Origin of the sequence: Mycobacterium sp. E136 (genome assembly GCF_001666865.1) — a bacterium.
Classification (GTDB): Bacteria; Actinomycetota; Actinomycetes; order Mycobacteriales; family Mycobacteriaceae; genus Mycobacterium.
In genome coordinates, this window is the sequence record NZ_LZJE01000246.1 from 25,705 (window position 1) to 40,570 (window position 14,866).

Annotated in this window: 13 protein-coding genes; 5 read left to right on the forward strand and 8 right to left on the reverse strand. The window is 68.9% G+C overall.

Annotation, left to right across the window (positions count from 1 at the left end):
* The first annotated feature begins 84 nt into the window (after positions 1–84).
* Entirely contained in the window at positions 85–1,506 is a 1,422-nt protein-coding gene (locus tag A5698_RS16350) for an FAD-dependent monooxygenase (RefSeq protein ID WP_084792475.1), read from the forward strand.
* A gap of 1 nt (position 1,507) precedes the next feature.
* Here the strand turns inward: A5698_RS16350 and A5698_RS16355 are convergent, their stop codons facing one another.
* The 7 genes from A5698_RS16355 to A5698_RS16385 form a co-directional block, all read right to left on the reverse strand.
* Entirely contained in the window at positions 1,508–3,613 is a 2,106-nt protein-coding gene (locus A5698_RS16355; protein WP_068298928.1) for an acyltransferase family protein, read from the reverse strand.
* A gap of 115 nt (positions 3,614–3,728) precedes the next feature.
* Positions 3,729–4,196 carry a DUF1707 domain-containing protein gene (locus A5698_RS16360; RefSeq protein WP_068298933.1) on the reverse strand — a complete coding sequence of 156 codons (468 nt, stop codon included), beginning with the start codon at positions 4,194–4,196 and terminating at the stop codon, positions 3,729–3,731.
* A gap of 76 nt (positions 4,197–4,272) precedes the next feature.
* The gene (locus tag A5698_RS16365; RefSeq protein WP_068298937.1) at positions 4,273–6,501 is read right to left on the reverse strand and encodes an AAA family ATPase; all 2,229 of its coding nucleotides are present in this window, start codon (positions 6,499–6,501) and stop codon (positions 4,273–4,275) included.
* On the reverse strand, positions 6,494–7,354 hold the full coding sequence (gene pssA, locus A5698_RS16370) for a CDP-diacylglycerol--serine O-phosphatidyltransferase (RefSeq protein WP_067088845.1): 861 nt from the start codon (positions 7,352–7,354) through the stop codon (positions 6,494–6,496). Before pssA ends, A5698_RS16365 begins: the two co-directional genes overlap by 8 nt.
* Positions 7,351–8,109 (reverse strand): phosphatidylserine decarboxylase, encoded by a 759-nt coding sequence (locus tag A5698_RS16375; RefSeq protein WP_084792476.1) that lies wholly within the window; start codon positions 8,107–8,109, stop codon positions 7,351–7,353. The genes pssA and A5698_RS16375 overlap by 4 nt, the downstream gene beginning before the upstream one ends.
* 25 nt (positions 8,110–8,134) lie before the next feature.
* Positions 8,135–9,328, reverse strand: a complete 1,194-nt coding sequence (gene moeA, locus A5698_RS16380) for a molybdopterin molybdotransferase MoeA (RefSeq protein WP_068298940.1) — start codon at positions 9,326–9,328, stop codon at positions 8,135–8,137.
* The gene (locus A5698_RS16385) at positions 9,328–10,239 is read right to left on the reverse strand and encodes an SDR family NAD(P)-dependent oxidoreductase (protein WP_068298977.1); all 912 of its coding nucleotides are present in this window, start codon (positions 10,237–10,239) and stop codon (positions 9,328–9,330) included. The genes moeA and A5698_RS16385 overlap by 1 nt, the downstream gene beginning before the upstream one ends.
* 56 nt (positions 10,240–10,295) lie before the next feature.
* Here A5698_RS16385 and A5698_RS16390 point away from each other — a divergent pair, with 56 nt between their 5' ends.
* Both A5698_RS16390 and A5698_RS16395 read left to right on the forward strand, forming a co-directional pair.
* Positions 10,296–10,781: a PH domain-containing protein gene (locus A5698_RS16390; protein ID WP_068298942.1), complete on the forward strand. Its 486-nt coding sequence runs from the start codon at positions 10,296–10,298 to the stop codon at positions 10,779–10,781.
* Positions 10,778–12,253, forward strand: a complete 1,476-nt coding sequence (locus A5698_RS16395; RefSeq protein ID WP_068298946.1) for a PH domain-containing protein — start codon at positions 10,778–10,780, stop codon at positions 12,251–12,253. Before A5698_RS16390 ends, A5698_RS16395 begins: the two co-directional genes overlap by 4 nt.
* On the opposite strand, the gene A5698_RS16400 is transcribed toward A5698_RS16395, so the two are convergent.
* The gene (locus A5698_RS16400; protein ID WP_068298948.1) at positions 12,163–13,590 is read right to left on the reverse strand and encodes an FAD-dependent oxidoreductase; all 1,428 of its coding nucleotides are present in this window, start codon (positions 13,588–13,590) and stop codon (positions 12,163–12,165) included. The two genes, A5698_RS16395 and A5698_RS16400, sit on opposite strands and share 91 nt — an antisense overlap.
* A gap of 154 nt (positions 13,591–13,744) precedes the next feature.
* On the opposite strand from A5698_RS16400, the gene A5698_RS16405 reads away from it, so the two are divergent.
* Entirely contained in the window at positions 13,745–14,560 is an 816-nt protein-coding gene (locus tag A5698_RS16405) for an HAD-IIA family hydrolase (RefSeq protein WP_068298951.1), read from the forward strand.
* An 8-nt stretch (positions 14,561–14,568) separates the two neighbouring features.
* Entirely contained in the window at positions 14,569–14,835 is a 267-nt protein-coding gene (locus tag A5698_RS16410) for an addiction module protein (protein ID WP_068298956.1), read from the forward strand.
* Positions 14,836–14,866: the final 31 nt, after the last annotated feature.

Sequence of the window (14,866 nt, forward strand, 5' to 3'; positions counted from 1 at the left end):
AGAACTGATGGTCGGGGTGTCAGCCGAGTAAGGCTTCGGTGATCTTCATTCTACGGGGGACGATCGGCGCTACGATGCCGCCTCGTGGGCACCACCGACGTCGTGGTGGTCGGCGCCGGCCCGACGGGGCTGATGCTGGCGTGTGAGCTCGCGCTCGGTGGCGTCGCCGTGCAGTTGCTCGAGGAACGGACCTCGAAACCCAACATCACCAGAGCGTTCGCGGTGCATGCCCGCACCCTGGAACTGCTGGACGCGCGCGGCCTGGCGGAGGACCTGCTGCCGCGGGGTGTGCCGGTCCGGGAGTTCGCGCCGCCCGGCGGAGCGACCATGAACCTGGGTGCGCTCGACAGTCGCTTCGCGATGCTGTTGATCGTTCCGCAGAGCGGCACCGAACAGGTGTTGCAGTCCCGCGCCGACGAGCTCGGCGTGCCCATCGTGCGCGGCGCCGGCGTGACCGGGCTCGCTCAGGACGACGACGGGGTGACGGTCCGGTGCGCCGACGGGTCGTCGGTGCGGGCCCAGTACGTCGTCGGGTGCGACGGCGCCCACAGCACCGTGCGGACCGCGGTCGGCATCGACTTCGTCGGTAAGCAGTACGAGACGCACATCCTGCTGGCCGACGTCCAGCTTGCCAGGGCACCGGGGGACACCCTGACCGGTGTGTTCAACGGCCGCGGTGCGGTTCTGATGATTCCGTTCGGCGACGGCTGGTTCCGCGCCATCGCCTGGGACCGCACGCGTGAGCAGGCGCCGCTCTCCGAGCCGGTGACGTTCGATGAGATCCGAGGTTCTTTCGGCCGTATCGCGAACGACGACTACGGGATGACCGAGATGCGTTGGAGCTCACGATTTCTCAGTGAGCGCAAACAGGCCAGCCACTACCGCAGGGGCCGGGTGTTTCTGGCCGGAGACGCCGCGCATGTCCACTCACCGCTTGGCGGTCAGGGCATGAACACCGGCATCGGGGATGCGATGAACCTGGGATGGAAGCTCGCGGCTGCCGTGCGGGGTTCGGCACCGCCGTGGCTGCTGGACCGCTACGGCGGCGAGCGACATCCTGTGGGCGAGTCGGTGCTTCGGCTCACCGACGCATTCAACGAACTGGTACTCGGCCGTTCGCTGGTTCAGCGGTTCGCGCAGCGGGTGGCCGTCGGCGCGTTGACCCGCGTCCCCCGCACGAAACGCTATATCGCCGAACGGCTCAGCGGCATCGGCATTGCCTATCCGCACGCCCAGGGCGAGCATCGGATGGTCGGCAGGCGAATGCCGGACGTCGACTGCGGGGGCACACGCATCTACGAACTCCTACGCGAGCAGAAGTTCGTTCTGATGACGGCCGCCCCGGTGGACGTGGAGATAGCCGGCGTCGTCCGCGCCGTCGGCGCCGATTCCGGGCTTCCCGACGCGGTTCTGGTGCGTCCGGACGGCTACGTGGCGTGGGCGAGCGACCGGATCCCCGCTGCGGCCCAGATGACGGCCGCCGCGCACCGCTGGCTCGGCGCCTGAGTCACCACCACCGCGTCGCGTCGGATATCTGGCGACCCAATTCGTCGACCAACGAACGCACGTAGGTCGCTGAAAGATGGTGGGCGTCATGGTAAACGAGCACATTGCCCTCAACGGCGCGGCAGGAGTCGGGCCGACACACCGCGTCGCTGAGGTCGAGCACGGTCAACAGGGGATAACGACCGGCGTAGTCGAGCGTCGGGTTGCGCTCGGAGAGCGCGTCGCTGCGGGAGATGCCGCAGGATTCCGGATCGCCACCCTCGGCAAGGCAATCGACGGGTGCGAACAGGAAGCCGTCGCGGAACATCCACGGTGTGTCGCGCAGGCCGAGCATCGCGATGCCGTTGGCGCTGAACTCGTCCCAGATGCCGAGGTAACCATTAGGGACCAGGTCACCGGGACCGTCGGTGTGCGGCCGGGTGGTGGTGGTGAAGACGTAGTCGGGGCGGTCCGTGATGAGTGCGTTCATGGTGTCGCGCACCCACGTTCGGCACTGCGGGTACGGGTCGAGCGAGCCGGCGATGCGCGGGTCGTCGTCGGTGGTGAGGGGGCAACCCATCTTGAGATACGTCACGACGCGGAAACCGTGCGCGCGCCCCAGTAGATCCAGCGCCGTGATCCAGTGCTCGGCGTGCGAGCCGCCCGCCAGCGCTATCGTCCTGGCGGCGGTGGGATCGCCGTACGCGCAACGGATCACATCGGTGCTCGCGAAGTCGGTGATGCAGCCCTCGACGGTGGTCGCGGGAAGATCCTCGGACGCCTCGAGGATCGTCGGACGCATCGGTAGCTTCGCCACCTTCACGTTGTCGAGCAGGGCCCGCGCCCCCGGATAGTCGCGGTCCGACAGGTTCTCCAATTCGTTGCCGTTGTCGCGGATGGAGTCGAGATGGTGGCGCCACCCCACCGACGCCACTGTCAACCCGAGCGCCAATACCGCGATGACACCGCCCAGCACCCTGGGCGCTCGGGCGGGTGACGGAAGCCGGTGCGCCGCAAGGTCATCAGATCTGCGCTCACGCAGAGGCTCCTCGATGAATCGCATCGTCAGATACGCCAACGCCAGGGATAGCACCACGACGACGGTGCCCTCACGGACGCCGACACCGTCCTGGCCGGAGTAAGCCAGCCAGAAGATCAACAGCGGCCAGTGCCACAGGTACAGCGAGTACGCCATGGCCCCCAACGTGGCCAGGGGCACCGAGGCGATGAGCCGGTTCGGCCACGGGAGACGGGCCGAGGTCTGGGCGCCGCTGAAGATCAGCAGCACCGTCGCGCCGACGGGGACAAGCGCCCATGGACCGGGGAACGCGGCGCCGCCGTCGACGAAAAATCCGCACGCGAGCACCGCAGCCAACCCCGTTGCGCCCGTCGCGGCCCGCAGCCACCCCGGCATCCGCACCACGCCGACCGCCGCCGCGGCGAGCATGCCCGCCAACGGTTCCCACGCGCGGGCGAACGTGTCGTAGTACGCGTGCGACTGATCGATGTGGTGTGCGACGACCGCGTACCAGAACGACAACACGGTCGCCAGGGCGATCACCGTGATCAGGGCGGACCGCCGCCTGCGGGCCCAGCCGCGAAACCTGCTGGGGAAGGCGAGCAGCGCGGCGACGGCCAGCATCGCGATGAAGAATTGCCCCTGCACCGACATCGACCAGATGTGTTGCAGGGGGCTCACGGCCTGCCCGGCTCGCAGATAGTCGTTCGCCGTCGCGGCCAGATGCCAATTCTGCCAATAGAACAGGCTCGCCAGCCCGTCCTCGGCGAACGCCCCCCATCGCGTCTGCGGCTGTACCAACACCGTGAGCACCGCCGAGGCTGCCAGCACTACTACGAGGGCGGGAAGCAGGCGGCGGGCCAGCCGGACGATCGCACGCGGCAGTGACCCGTCGGGCTGCTCCCCCGCGGCCTGGCGCAGCAGCCGTCCGCCGAAGAAGAAACCGGACAGCACCAGGAAGACGTCCACGCCGCCGGACACCCGGCCGAACCAGACGTGGTAAAGCACCACGAGCAGGATCGCGATACCGCGGAGGCCGTCGAGGTCGTCGCGCACTCGCACGGCGCGCAGCCACGGGCGGGCAGGGGCAATCGACACACGAGTGCTCATGGTGCGATCGACAAACCTGCCCGTTCCGAGGACCAGAAGTAGCTCAGAAGTATCCCAGCCAGACGTACACCCACGCCAACGGGGTGCTGAGCAGCGTGACGACGATGCCTCGCGGCTACGCGATTCGCGCCGGGCTGATCGAACCGTGACCGCGCCGGCAGGAAGCGGGCGGTAGCGCGTACCGCACCGGAAGGGCGTGGCCGAGCAATCCGATGCCCGCGCCGAGGATCGGCCAGATGGGCCAGAAGTACCACGCGCCGGCGGTCAGGCCGACGACCAACCACACCGTCAGCACGATCGCGACCATGGTCAGGTAACCGGCCAGGTGCACCTGCACACCGCGGCGGGCCATCCTCCTGCGGGCCTCCCGGCGGCGCGGATCGCTGCGCCGTAGGCGCTCGACGGGCAGGTCGGCGGTGAGCCCGTGCAGTTCCGGGCGAGTGGTCGCGGCGAACGCGGCCTGTAACCGGGCCTCGTACTCGGGCATTCCGAGGTAGCCCTGCGTCAAAGCCAGACCGAGCACGTCCGCGGTCTTTTCCCGGTCGGGGTCTCCGGCGCGGACGACGGGTGCGATGGCGGGCATGGCGACCTCCCTCAATCTTGACAATGGCAAGTTATTCCGAGTGTGCCGCTGGAACTAGTCATTGTCAAGATTTATTTCAGCGGGCGGCCGAGAATGCGCGCAGCGACTCCACCTGCGCGGCGTCCAGCGACGGTCGCACCGCATCGCGGGCGGCGGCGACATCGGCAGCGGTGACGTCGGCGGCGTCGATCGAGCGCCGCATCGCCGTTAGTGCGGCCTCCCGCAGCAGCGCGACGCAGTCGGCGGCGCTGTAACCCTCGAGCTCACCTGCCAACGCGTCGAGGTCGACGGCCTGCTCTCCCTCGGAGGCCAGCGGTATCGACTTGCCCGCGGTACGCAGGATCTCGCGACGGGCTTCGGCGTCGGGCGGTTCGACGAAGACCAGCTTCTCCAGCCGGCCGGGGCGCAGCAGCGCCGGGTCGATGAGATCGGGCCGGTTCGTCGCGCCGAGGACCACCACGTCTCGCAGCGGATCGATGCCGTCGAGTTCGGTGAGCAGCGCCGCCACCACGCGGTCGGTGACCCCGGAGTCGAAGCTCTGACCGCGCCGCGGCGCGAGCGCGTCGATCTCGTCGAGGAACACCAGCGACGGCGCCGAGTCGCGGGCGCGGCGGAACAGTTCGCGCACGGCCTTCTCCGACGAGCCGACCCATTTGTCCATCAGTTCCGCGCCCTTGACCGCGTGCACCGACAAACGTCCCGAACTGGCCAGCGCCCGAACCACGAACGTCTTGCCGCAGCCCGGCGGGCCGTAGAGCAGTACCCCGCGGGGCGGGGCGACGCCGAGGCGCGCGAAGGTGTCGGGGTGCTGCAGCGGCCACAGCACCGCCTCGGTGAGCGCCTGCTTGGTGTCGACCATGTCGCCGACGTCCTCGAGCGTCACCGACCCGACGGACACCTCCTCGGTGGCCGACCGCGACAGCGGGCGGATCACGGTCGTCGCGCCCAGCAGATCGTCCTGGATGAGGGCCGGCGGCTCACCGTCGGCGCTGGCCCGCGCCGCGGCCCGCAATGCCGCCTCACGAACCAGCGCGGCGAGGTCGGCGACCACGAAACCCGGTGTGCGGTCTGCGATCTCGTCGAGCTTGAGCTCCTTGGCCGGGACGTCGCGCAGCAGTACCTCGAGCAGTTGCCTGCGGATCGCGCCGTCGGGCAGGCTGAGCCCGAGTTCGCGGTCGCACAGATCGGGTGCGCGCAACCGCGCGTCGACGTTGTCGGGCTGTTGCGACGTGGCGACGAACGCCACACCCCGCGTTCCGACCGCGTTGCGCAGTTCGGTGAGGATCAACGTGGCCACCGGTTCGGCCGTGGACGGCAGCAGCGCGTCGACGTCCGTGATCAGCAGCACCCCGCCGCCGTCACGGACGGTGGCCACCGCCGACGCCACGCTCGCCAGCCGATCCTCGGCCCGCAGCGAGCCGACTTCCGGCCCGTCGAGTTCGACCAGTCGCCGGTCGGCGCACACCGCGCGCACCAGCGCCGCCTTGCCGACACCGGCGGGCCCGGACACGAGGACCCCCAGATTGGCTGTGGCACCCAGGGTTTCGAGCAGCTCGGGCTGGTCGAGTGCGAGCTTGAGCCATTCGGTGAGGCGCTGCGCCTCGGCCTGCGAACCCTTGAGGTCGTCGACGCCGAGCGCCGGTCGCGATTTCTCCGGCGCGGTCACCACCACCTGACCGGGCGCTGTGTCGGGGGTCGGTGCGACAGATCCGCCGGGCGACCCGTCGCTCCAGCAGACCGCCGAATTGGGTTGCACGCTCACGGGTCCGGCGGGATCGGTGCCGGTCACCGTCAACAGTTCAGAGGTCCAGGTGATACCCACCGACGAGGCGAGTGCGGCCGTCGCGCGCGAGGTCGGGATGTCGGGACCCAATTCCCGCGGCAGCAGCGACACCGTGTCGCCGACCGTCATCACCTTGCCCAGCAACGCTTGTCGAAGGGTGGCGGGTGAGATGGACTGGCTGGCGAGCCTCGAACCGGTCAGCGTCACCGAGCGCGCACCGTAAACGGTCACCGCGGCGACGAGAACGGTGGTGTCCTCACGCAATCCGGCGTTGGACAGCGTGACGTCGTCGAGCAGCGCGGTGCCCGCCGGTACCCCGTCGGGCGCCGCGCCGACGACGGCGGCGGTGGTGCGCGAACCGGTCAGCGACACCGCATCCCACTCGCGAATGCCGAGCGCGGCTATGGCTTCCGGGTGCAGGCGGACCACGCCCCTGCGTGAGTCGAGTGCCGAGGTGTTCAGCCGTGCGGTCAGCGTGAGCTGCTGCCGGGGACCGGGACGGTCGGACTGCAACTCAGTCATGCCGGGAACCAGGCCTGCGCAACCCGAGCCGCATCACCGACCGGCGGTGAGGCTGGGCCCTGCGGATGGCCCGGCGGGCGGCGCGCTGCTGGCGTGGTTTGTCGTCCCAGACCTCCGGATGCGCGGCGAGGAAGCGGCGGGTGCGGATGGCGAACGGGATGTGTACGACGTAGGCGGCGATGATGATCAGGATCACCAGGTAGCCGTAGAGGATCGCGGCCGCGACGCCGATCGCCACGAGGGCCAGTAGTGGGGCGACCATGTTGGGTGGCACCGAGAACGTGTGGATCTTGCGCATCGGGATCGTGCTGACCACCAGCAGCGAGACGCCGATCATCCAGATCACGACCGCGGGTTCCGAGGTCCACCAGCCGTCGCCGAACTGCATCTTGGCCGCCAGCGGACCGATGGCGCCGATGGCGCCGGCCGGGGCGGGCATGCCGACGAAGTACTTCTTCTCGTAGTCGGGTTTGTCGACGTCGAGCATCGCGTTGAACCGCGCGAGGCGCAGCACGATGCACACCGCGTAGACCAGCACGACGATCCACCCGATCTGCGACTGCGACAGCAGCGTGCCGTAGACGATGAACGCCGGTGCGACACCGAAGTTCACGGCGTCGGCGAGCGAGTCGATCTCCTCGCCCATGCGCGAGGTCGCCTTGAGGGCGCGCGCGATGCGGCCGTCGAGCGCATCAAGGATCGCGGCGACCGCCAGGAACGCCATCGATTCGGTCGGCCGGTTGTCCAGGGCCATCTTGACCGCGCTCAAGCCGAGGCAGATCGCCGCGACGGTCATCGCGCTGGGCAGGATCCGCAGGCTGACGACGGAGCGTTTGATGCGGGGCCGGATCATCGCGAAGCCGCCCGGCCGGCGACATCGGGCTGCGGAGCCGCCCGGCCGGCGACATCGGGCTGCAGTTCGGCCAATACCGTCTCGCCCGCCACCGCCCGCTGGCCCGTCGCCACCAGGATGTTCGACCCCGCGGGCAGGTAGGTGTCGAGGCGCGAGCCGTAGCGGATCAACCCGTAGGTCCGGCCGATCTCCAGCTTGTCGCCGACCTTCGCCTCGCACACGATGCGCCGCGCCACCAGGCCGGCGATCTGCACGGCGATCACCTCGACGCCGTCGGCGGTACGGATGCGCACGCTGTTGCGTTCGTTGTCCTCGCTGGCGGCTTCCAGCTCGGCCGAACCGAACAGGCCCGGGCGGTGCTCGACGGCGACGACCTCACCGCCTATCGGGGCACGCTGCACGTGCGCGTCGAAGATCGACAGGAAGATACTGATGCGCGGCAACGGCGTTGCGGGCAAACCGAGTTCGGCCGGCGGCGACGCCTCCTCGACGAGGCAGATCAGGCCGTCGGCGGGAGCGACGACGAGGTTGGGGCGGGTCGGCGGCACACGCGGCGGGTGGCGGAAGAACAACGCATTGGCCGCGGCCGACGCCAGGGCGGTGCCACGCACCCACCGGTTGCGGTGCCCGAGGGCGGCCACCGCCAGGCTGGCGCCGACGAACGGCAGCCCGGCGGAGTGCATCGGGGGAATCGTGGTCCGGGCCAGCGCCAGGAGCCGCGCGGGGCCGGTTTTCAGGTCGGGGCGTCTGGCCATCGTGCAGCGATTCTACGGGGCCGGTTCAGGTCAGGTCCCACACCTGGACCGGTGACCCGGCCGGCAGCGCGTCGACGTCCTCGGCGATCTCCAACAGGCAGTTCGCCGACGCCAACCAGCGCAAGTGGTGCGATGCGGGAGGCCCGTAGCTGGTCACGGTTCCGGCGTCGGCGTCGAGCACACCCCTGCGGAACTGGCGTTTTCCGCGCGGTGAGGTGAGGTCTTCGGTCAGCTCGGCGGTGCGTCGCGGCCTGCCGGGGTTCGGCAGGCCCATCGCTGCGCGCAGCGGAGCACGCAGAAACACCTCGAAGGACACCAGCGCGCTGACCGGGTTTCCGGGCAGCGTCACGACCGGGGTTCCGTCGACGACCCCGCAGCCCTGCGGCATACCCGGCTGCATGGCCACCTTGACGAATTCCACGGCTTCCGCGAGGGCGTCCTTGACCACCTCGTAGGCGCCCGCGCTCACCCCGCCCGTCGTGACGATCAGGTCGGCGTCCCCGGTGTGCGTCGCCAGGGCGGCGCGAAACGAGTCGACGTCATCACCGGTCATCGGGGAAGCCGCGACGCCGGCCCCGGCGTCGCGCAGCGCAGCGGCGAGCATGACCGCGTTCGATTCGTAGATCTGACCGGGCGCCAAGGGTATGCCCGGTGCGACCAGTTCGGTGCCGGTCGACATCACCAGCACGCGTTGTCGCGGGATCACCGAAAGTTCGGCGAGCCCGAGTGCGGCGGCCAATCCGAGCGCGGCGGGTGTGACGGTCTGCCCGGCGCGCAGCACCGCCGTTCCGGCCGTGACGTCTTCGCCAGCGCGCCGGATGTGCTGGCCGGTCTTCGCGGTCGCGCGGATCTCCACGGTGTCGGTCGCGGCGTTCGTCGCCTCGACAGGCACCACCGCCGTGGCGCCGGACGGCAGCATCGCCCCGGTCATGATCCGGTGCGCCGTACCGGGTTTCAGAGTCAGGATGTCGGTGCGCCCGGCCGGGATGTCCTCGGCTACGGGCAGTTTGACCGGGCTCTCCGGCGTCGCCGAAGCCACGTCGTCGGCCATCACGGCGTAGCCGTCCATCGCCGAGTTGTCGAAGCCCGGCAGCGACAACGGCGCGACGACGTCCTCTGCGAGCACGAGTCCGAGAGCGTCCGCGATGGGAATGCTGACCGGTGGGCGGGCTTTGATCAGCGCGGCGACGACGCGCTGATGCTCATCGACGGTCCGCATCAGATGGGGTAGGTGATGCCGGTCAGCTCCTCGGACATGGTCCACAACCGGTGCTGAATCTCTTGGTCGTGCGATTGTGCGCTGGAGGCAACGAGTTTCGGATTCCCCGTCACTTCGCCGATCCCGTCAGGCCCGTAGTACTGCCCGCCCTGCACACCCGGGTCGGTGGCTGCACGAAGGGTCGGCAGCGCGCCCTTCTCCGCCGGTTGGGCGACGACCTTCCACACGATGTCGGGGATGAAAGCCGGCACATAGCGCATCAATTCGGTGTCGGAGAGGCCAGGATGCGCGGCCGCAGCGATCGTCGAAGAGCCCTTGGCCGCGAGGCGGCGCTGTAGTTCGTAGGTGAACAAGAGGTTGGCCAGCTTCGACTGACCGTAGGCGCGCACCCGGTTGTATCCGGTCTCGAAATGCGGGTCCTCGAAGCGGATTCGGGCCAGGATGCGATGGCCGACGCTGCTGACCGTCACGACGCGCGACCCGCCGACCGTCAGGAGGTTCTCGAGCAGCAGGCCGGTCAGCGCGAAATGGCCGAGATGATTGGTGCCGAACTGCATCTCGAAGCCGTCTTTGGTGGTCTCGCGGTTCGGCACGTACATCACGCCGGCGTTGTTGATGAGCAGATCGATACGGGGGTGCGCGGCGCGCAGTTCGTCGGCGGCCCTGCGGACGCTGTCGAGCGACGACAGGTCGAGTTCGGTCAGACTGACCGCGGCGTTGGGTGTCGAATTCCTGATGCGGTCGACGGCCTCGTTGCCCTTGTCGAGGTTGCGCACCGCGAGCACCACCTGCGCGCCCTTGGCCGCCAAGGCGGCCGCGGTGTCATAGCCGAGCCCGCTGTTCGCTCCGGTCACGATCGCGGTCCGCCCGGACTGGTCGGGTATGTCGGCCGCGGTCCACTTGCTGCCCATGTCGATCAACATACTCAGCGGCCGACCGACTCGCGGTTACCTAGGCTGGACGACTGATGACCGATCTTGTCGATCCCGCGAACAAACCGAGCCGCAAGGCGCCGCTGGTGTGGGCGATCGGCGCGGCGATCCCGTGGTCGATGCTGGCGTTCGCGCAGCTGGTCTGGTTCGTGGTGGATTCGCGCACGTGGTGGGTGCACGCGCTCGCGGCGCTCGGCACGCTGCTCGGCATCGTCCTGTTCGTCGTGGTGGTCCCGTGGTGGAGGTACCGGGTGCACCGGTGGGACGTCGACCCGCGCGCGGTGTACACCCGCACCGGCTGGTTGACGCAGGAGCGCCGCATCGCGCCGATCTCGCGTGTGCAGACCGTCGACACCGAACGCGGTCCGCTGGACCGGTTGTTCGGGCTGGCGAACGTCACCGTGACGACGGCGTCCTCGGCGGGCGCGGTGCGCATCATCGCGCTGGACGCCGACGTCGCCGACGCGGTCGTCGCCCGGCTCACCGACATCGCCGCGCTCGGCACCGGGGATGCGACATGACGACCGGGACGCCGCCCGGTTGGGGGTATCCACCGGCCGGCGAGGTGTGGCAGCGCCTCAGCCCCCGGATGCTGCTGGTGCATCCGGTGCATGAGGTCATCCGCCAGATCCCCGTCATCGTCGGCACGCTGGTGCTCGGCTCGGCGACCGGGAATCCGGTGCTGGCCTTCGCGGCGCTGGGAATCACGGTGGCGTTCGGCCTAGCCCGCTGGTTCACCACGACCTATCGCATCGGGCCGAGCGACGTGCAGCTGCGCACCGGCGTCTTGCAGCGCAAGGAGCTCTCGGTGCCGCGCAACAGGATTCGGTCGGTTTCCACCGACGCCCGCCTGCTCCACCGGTTGCTGGGGTTGACGGTGCTGCGGGTCAGCACCGGCCAGGAAGCCACGGGGGACGCCGCGTTCGCGCTCGACGCGGTACCCAGCGATCAGGTCGGCCCGTTGCGCGGGCTGCTGCTGGCCGAATCCTTGACGGTCGAGGAGAACAAGCCGTCGACTCCAGGTCGGGTGCTGGCCCAGTGGAAGCCGGCGTGGTTGCGCTACAGCCCGCTGAGTTTCACCGGGCTGGCGATGATCGCCGCCGCTGCAGGTGTGGTGTATCAGGTGGGCGCCGGAAGCGGCGTGCAGGACTCGCGGCTGGCCCAGTCGTGGGTCGAAACGGCCAGGAGTGTCGGAACTGCGGCCAGCATCGCGGCAGGCGTGTTGGTGCTTCTGGTGGCGTCCGTCGTGCTGTCGGTGCTGCAGTCGTTGGTGACCTACGGAAACCTCGAGTTGCGGCGGGACTTCGAGGTGCTGCACCTGCGGTATGGGCTGTTGCGCGTTCGCGAGCACACCTTCGACATGCGCCGCCTGCGCGGCGGCACGCTTCGGGAACCGTTGCTGGTCCGGCTGTTCGGCGGCGCCCGCCTCGATGCGGTCATGACCGGCGTCGGGGGAGAGGGTGAGTCGTCGTTGTTGTTGCCGCCCTGTCCGAAGCGCACGGCCGACGACGTGCTGACAGATCTGATCGAACGCCCCGACGCGGTGGTCGGTCCGCTTCGTGCGCACGGGGCGGTCGCGACTCGTAGACGGTGGACGAGGGCGATGGTAGTGCCCGCGGTCGCCGCGGTGGTGCTGCTGGTGGCGCCGACGCCGGCATGGGTGTGGGTGCTGTGGGCCGTCGTCACCGGTTGCTGCGCACTGCTGGCGGTCGACCGCGCACGGTCGCTAGGCCACCGCGTGGGAGACGGGTGGCTGGTCGCGCGCACCGGCAGCCTGCAACGTCGCCGCGACTGCATCGAGGCCTCGGGCATCATCGGCTGGACGGTGCGTCAGACGTGGATGCAGCGCCGGGCCGGGGTGGCGACGCTGATCGCCGCGACGGCCGCCGGGGTCAAGCACTATCAGGTGATAGATGTGCCCACCGAGCTGGCGTGGTCGATCGCGGCCGAGGCCTCGCCGTGGGTGGCCGACAATGAGTGGTCGCGTCGGTAGTGGGGCTGCCGGCCTCGCAGCACCCGTCGCATGATCGAGGGCGAGAAGAGCTTCGTCGGCGGGTCCAGCATCCCGAGGACGCGAAGGAACCGGAGCGTGACCGCCTCGTCCGTTTCGCACGCCGTCAACACACGGTCCAGGTACGCGTTGCTCAGCCGTATCGACAGGGGAACAGTTCCCTCGACTTCGGGCAACGCCAGATCCGATCCGACGGCGGTCTGCCAGGCGATGCGGATCGGCTTGACGCTGGATCGGAAGAAGCGGCGGGCCAGATTTCTGTCGCCGCGCTGCAGGCAGTCGCGCAGCACGGTGGCCTCAACGGCCGCAACGGTCATGCCCTGCCCGTAGATTGGATTGAAGCTGCACACCGCGTCGCCGAGCACCAGGAGCCCGTCGGGTAGCCGGCGCAACTTGTCGTAGCGGCGCCAGCGGTTGGACGGCACCCGGTAATTCACCACGGGTCCAAGCGGTTCGGCGTCGGCGAGGGCCGCCAGCACGTTCGGGGGCACGAAATCGGCTACGAAATCACGCATTTCATCGGACGTATCCGGCACCGGGTGGCTGGCCATGGCCCCGATCGCGAACATCGTCGCGTCGTTCTCGAAGCACGCGGTCGCAAACATCCGGGGCCTACCGTGCTCCGGCATGAGCGCGATGAAGTGTTCCGCGAGCGCGCCGGGCTTGATGCGCACCGGCTGGCAGGCGTAAGCCAATTGCACGACTACTTCGTCCACCGGCGGCCGGTCATAACCCAACTGCTCGAGGAACAGCGGTGTGCGGGAGCCACGCCCGGTCGCGTCGACGACGAGGTCGGCGTCCAGCATCGTCACCTCGCGGCTGTCACGGTCGATCACGTCGACGCCCGTGACCCGGCGGCGGTCGGAGGTTGCCGCCAGGGAGACCACGTCGTGGCGCTCCACGATGTTCACGTTGGGAATCTCGCGCATGCGCCGCAGCACATGCCAATCCAGAAACGGCCGGCTCTGGAAGTAGAACGGCATCGAGTCGGGGGACGGGCACCGGCCCGATTGCACGAGTCGATGGCCACCGGGCGCGAAGCAGAGCCTGGAGTAATCGCCGTCCCACTTGACGGCGCCGTCCGCGACGAGTTCATCGAGGATGCCCGGCAACAACTCCTCGAGCACCTGGGCCCCGCGCGCGAGCAGGGCGTGGATCAGCCTGCCCTGAGGGACTCCACGCCTGGGCGTGGGCTCGGTGGGCAGCGCGTCGCGCTCTACCACGGTCACGGTCCGGTAGCTGTCCGCGAGTACCCTGGCGGCCAGCAGGCCTGCCATGCTCGCGCCGAGAACCACCGCTCGTTCGCCTACGACTGGCATCGCCCACCCCTCACCTCGACATCCGTGGCCGGTATCGGCCCTGGTAAGGGATAGTTTTCGACGACCGATGGCGACGCACTAGCGTAGGCGACTACTCGAATCCACCGGGGCTCCACGATTTGCGCTCGCGCATCCGCCGTTTACTGTCGGGGCCATGGCTATCGGTGGGGTGCTGTTCGACATCGATGGCGTGCTGGTGACCTCGTGGCAGCCGATCGAGGGTGCGGCGCAGACCGTCCGGACGTTGAACGACAACCAGATTGCCTGTGCGTACCTGACCAACACGACGACCAAGACCCGCGTTCAGATCGCCGAACTGCTCACCGAGGCGGGCATGTCGGTGCGGCCCGACGAGGTCATCACCGCCGCGGTGCTGACCGCGCAGTACGTCCGCGACCGGTATCCGGACGCGCGTTGCTTTCTGGTGAACAACGGGCAGATCGCCGAGGACATGCCGGGCATCGACATCGTCTACTCCCACGAGTTCAGCGGTCCGCGCGCGCCCGAGGCCCCGGACGTCGTCCTGCTCGGCGGTGCCGGCCCGGAATACAGCCACCTGACGTTGTCGTGGGTCTACGACTGGATGGCGCAGGGCGTGCCGGTGGTCGCGATGCACCGCAGCACCGCATGGACGACGACCGACGGGTTGCGCGTGGACACCGGCATGTACCTGATCGGTATGGAGGAGACGTCCGGACGGAAGGCGACGGCGGTCGGTAAGCCCGCACCCGAGGGTTTCCTGGCCGCGGCGAGCCGCCTCGGTGTCGAACCCGACGAGATGTACATGGTCGGCGACGACCTCAACAACGATGTGCTGGCGGCGCAGGTGGTCGGTATGACCGGCGTGTTGGTGCGCACCGGCAAATTTCGACAGGATACGTTGGATCGTTGGGCGGCAGACGAATTCGCGATGCAGCCAAACCACGTCATCGACTCGGTGGCGGACCTGCCACGGCTGCTCGAACTGTAGGGGAATCGATGTGGGAACGGTTGCAGCACATGTTGCTGCAGCGGGGGATCAACACCTACGTGGAGCTATTGTTGTGGATCCTTCTGATCTACACCGTGATCGGCGTCGTGTACGCGGCGTTCCACATCGAGCTGATCGGACAGCTGGAGGCCGCGCTGTCGGGCGACTTCACCATCTTCGCCAACATCGCGGCCCTCGTCGTCGCGGTTGGCCTGTGGCCGCTCCTGCTGATCAGCTCGATGGTGTGCGGGGTGGCCGGCTGCGGAGTGTTCTAGCGATGACTTTCCGCGCTCGCCGCGGTCTGGA

Coding starts and splice junctions, on each gene's coding strand:
- A5698_RS16355 (WP_068298928.1), bottom strand. CDS start 3,613: ATGAGCACTCGTGTGTCGATTGCCCCTGCCCGCCCGTGGCTGCGCGCC.
- A5698_RS16360 (WP_068298933.1), bottom strand. CDS start 4,196: ATGCCCGCCATCGCACCCGTCGTCCGCGCCGGAGACCCCGACCGGGAA.
- A5698_RS16365 (WP_068298937.1), bottom strand. CDS start 6,501: ATGACTGAGTTGCAGTCCGACCGTCCCGGTCCCCGGCAGCAGCTCACG.
- pssA (WP_067088845.1), bottom strand. CDS start 7,354: ATGATCCGGCCCCGCATCAAACGCTCCGTCGTCAGCCTGCGGATCCTG.
- A5698_RS16375 (WP_084792476.1), bottom strand. CDS start 8,109: ATGGCCAGACGCCCCGACCTGAAAACCGGCCCCGCGCGGCTCCTGGCG.
- moeA (WP_068298940.1), bottom strand. CDS start 9,328: ATGCGGACCGTCGATGAGCATCAGCGCGTCGTCGCCGCGCTGATCAAA.
- A5698_RS16385 (WP_068298977.1), bottom strand. CDS start 10,239: ATGGGCAGCAAGTGGACCGCGGCCGACATACCCGACCAGTCCGGGCGG.
- A5698_RS16390 (WP_068298942.1), top strand. CDS start 10,296: ATGACCGATCTTGTCGATCCCGCGAACAAACCGAGCCGCAAGGCGCCG.
- A5698_RS16395 (WP_068298946.1), top strand. CDS start 10,778: ATGACGACCGGGACGCCGCCCGGTTGGGGGTATCCACCGGCCGGCGAG.
- A5698_RS16400 (WP_068298948.1), bottom strand. CDS start 13,590: ATGCCAGTCGTAGGCGAACGAGCGGTGGTTCTCGGCGCGAGCATGGCA.
- A5698_RS16405 (WP_068298951.1), top strand. CDS start 13,745: ATGGCTATCGGTGGGGTGCTGTTCGACATCGATGGCGTGCTGGTGACC.
- A5698_RS16410 (WP_068298956.1), top strand. CDS start 14,569: ATGTGGGAACGGTTGCAGCACATGTTGCTGCAGCGGGGGATCAACACC.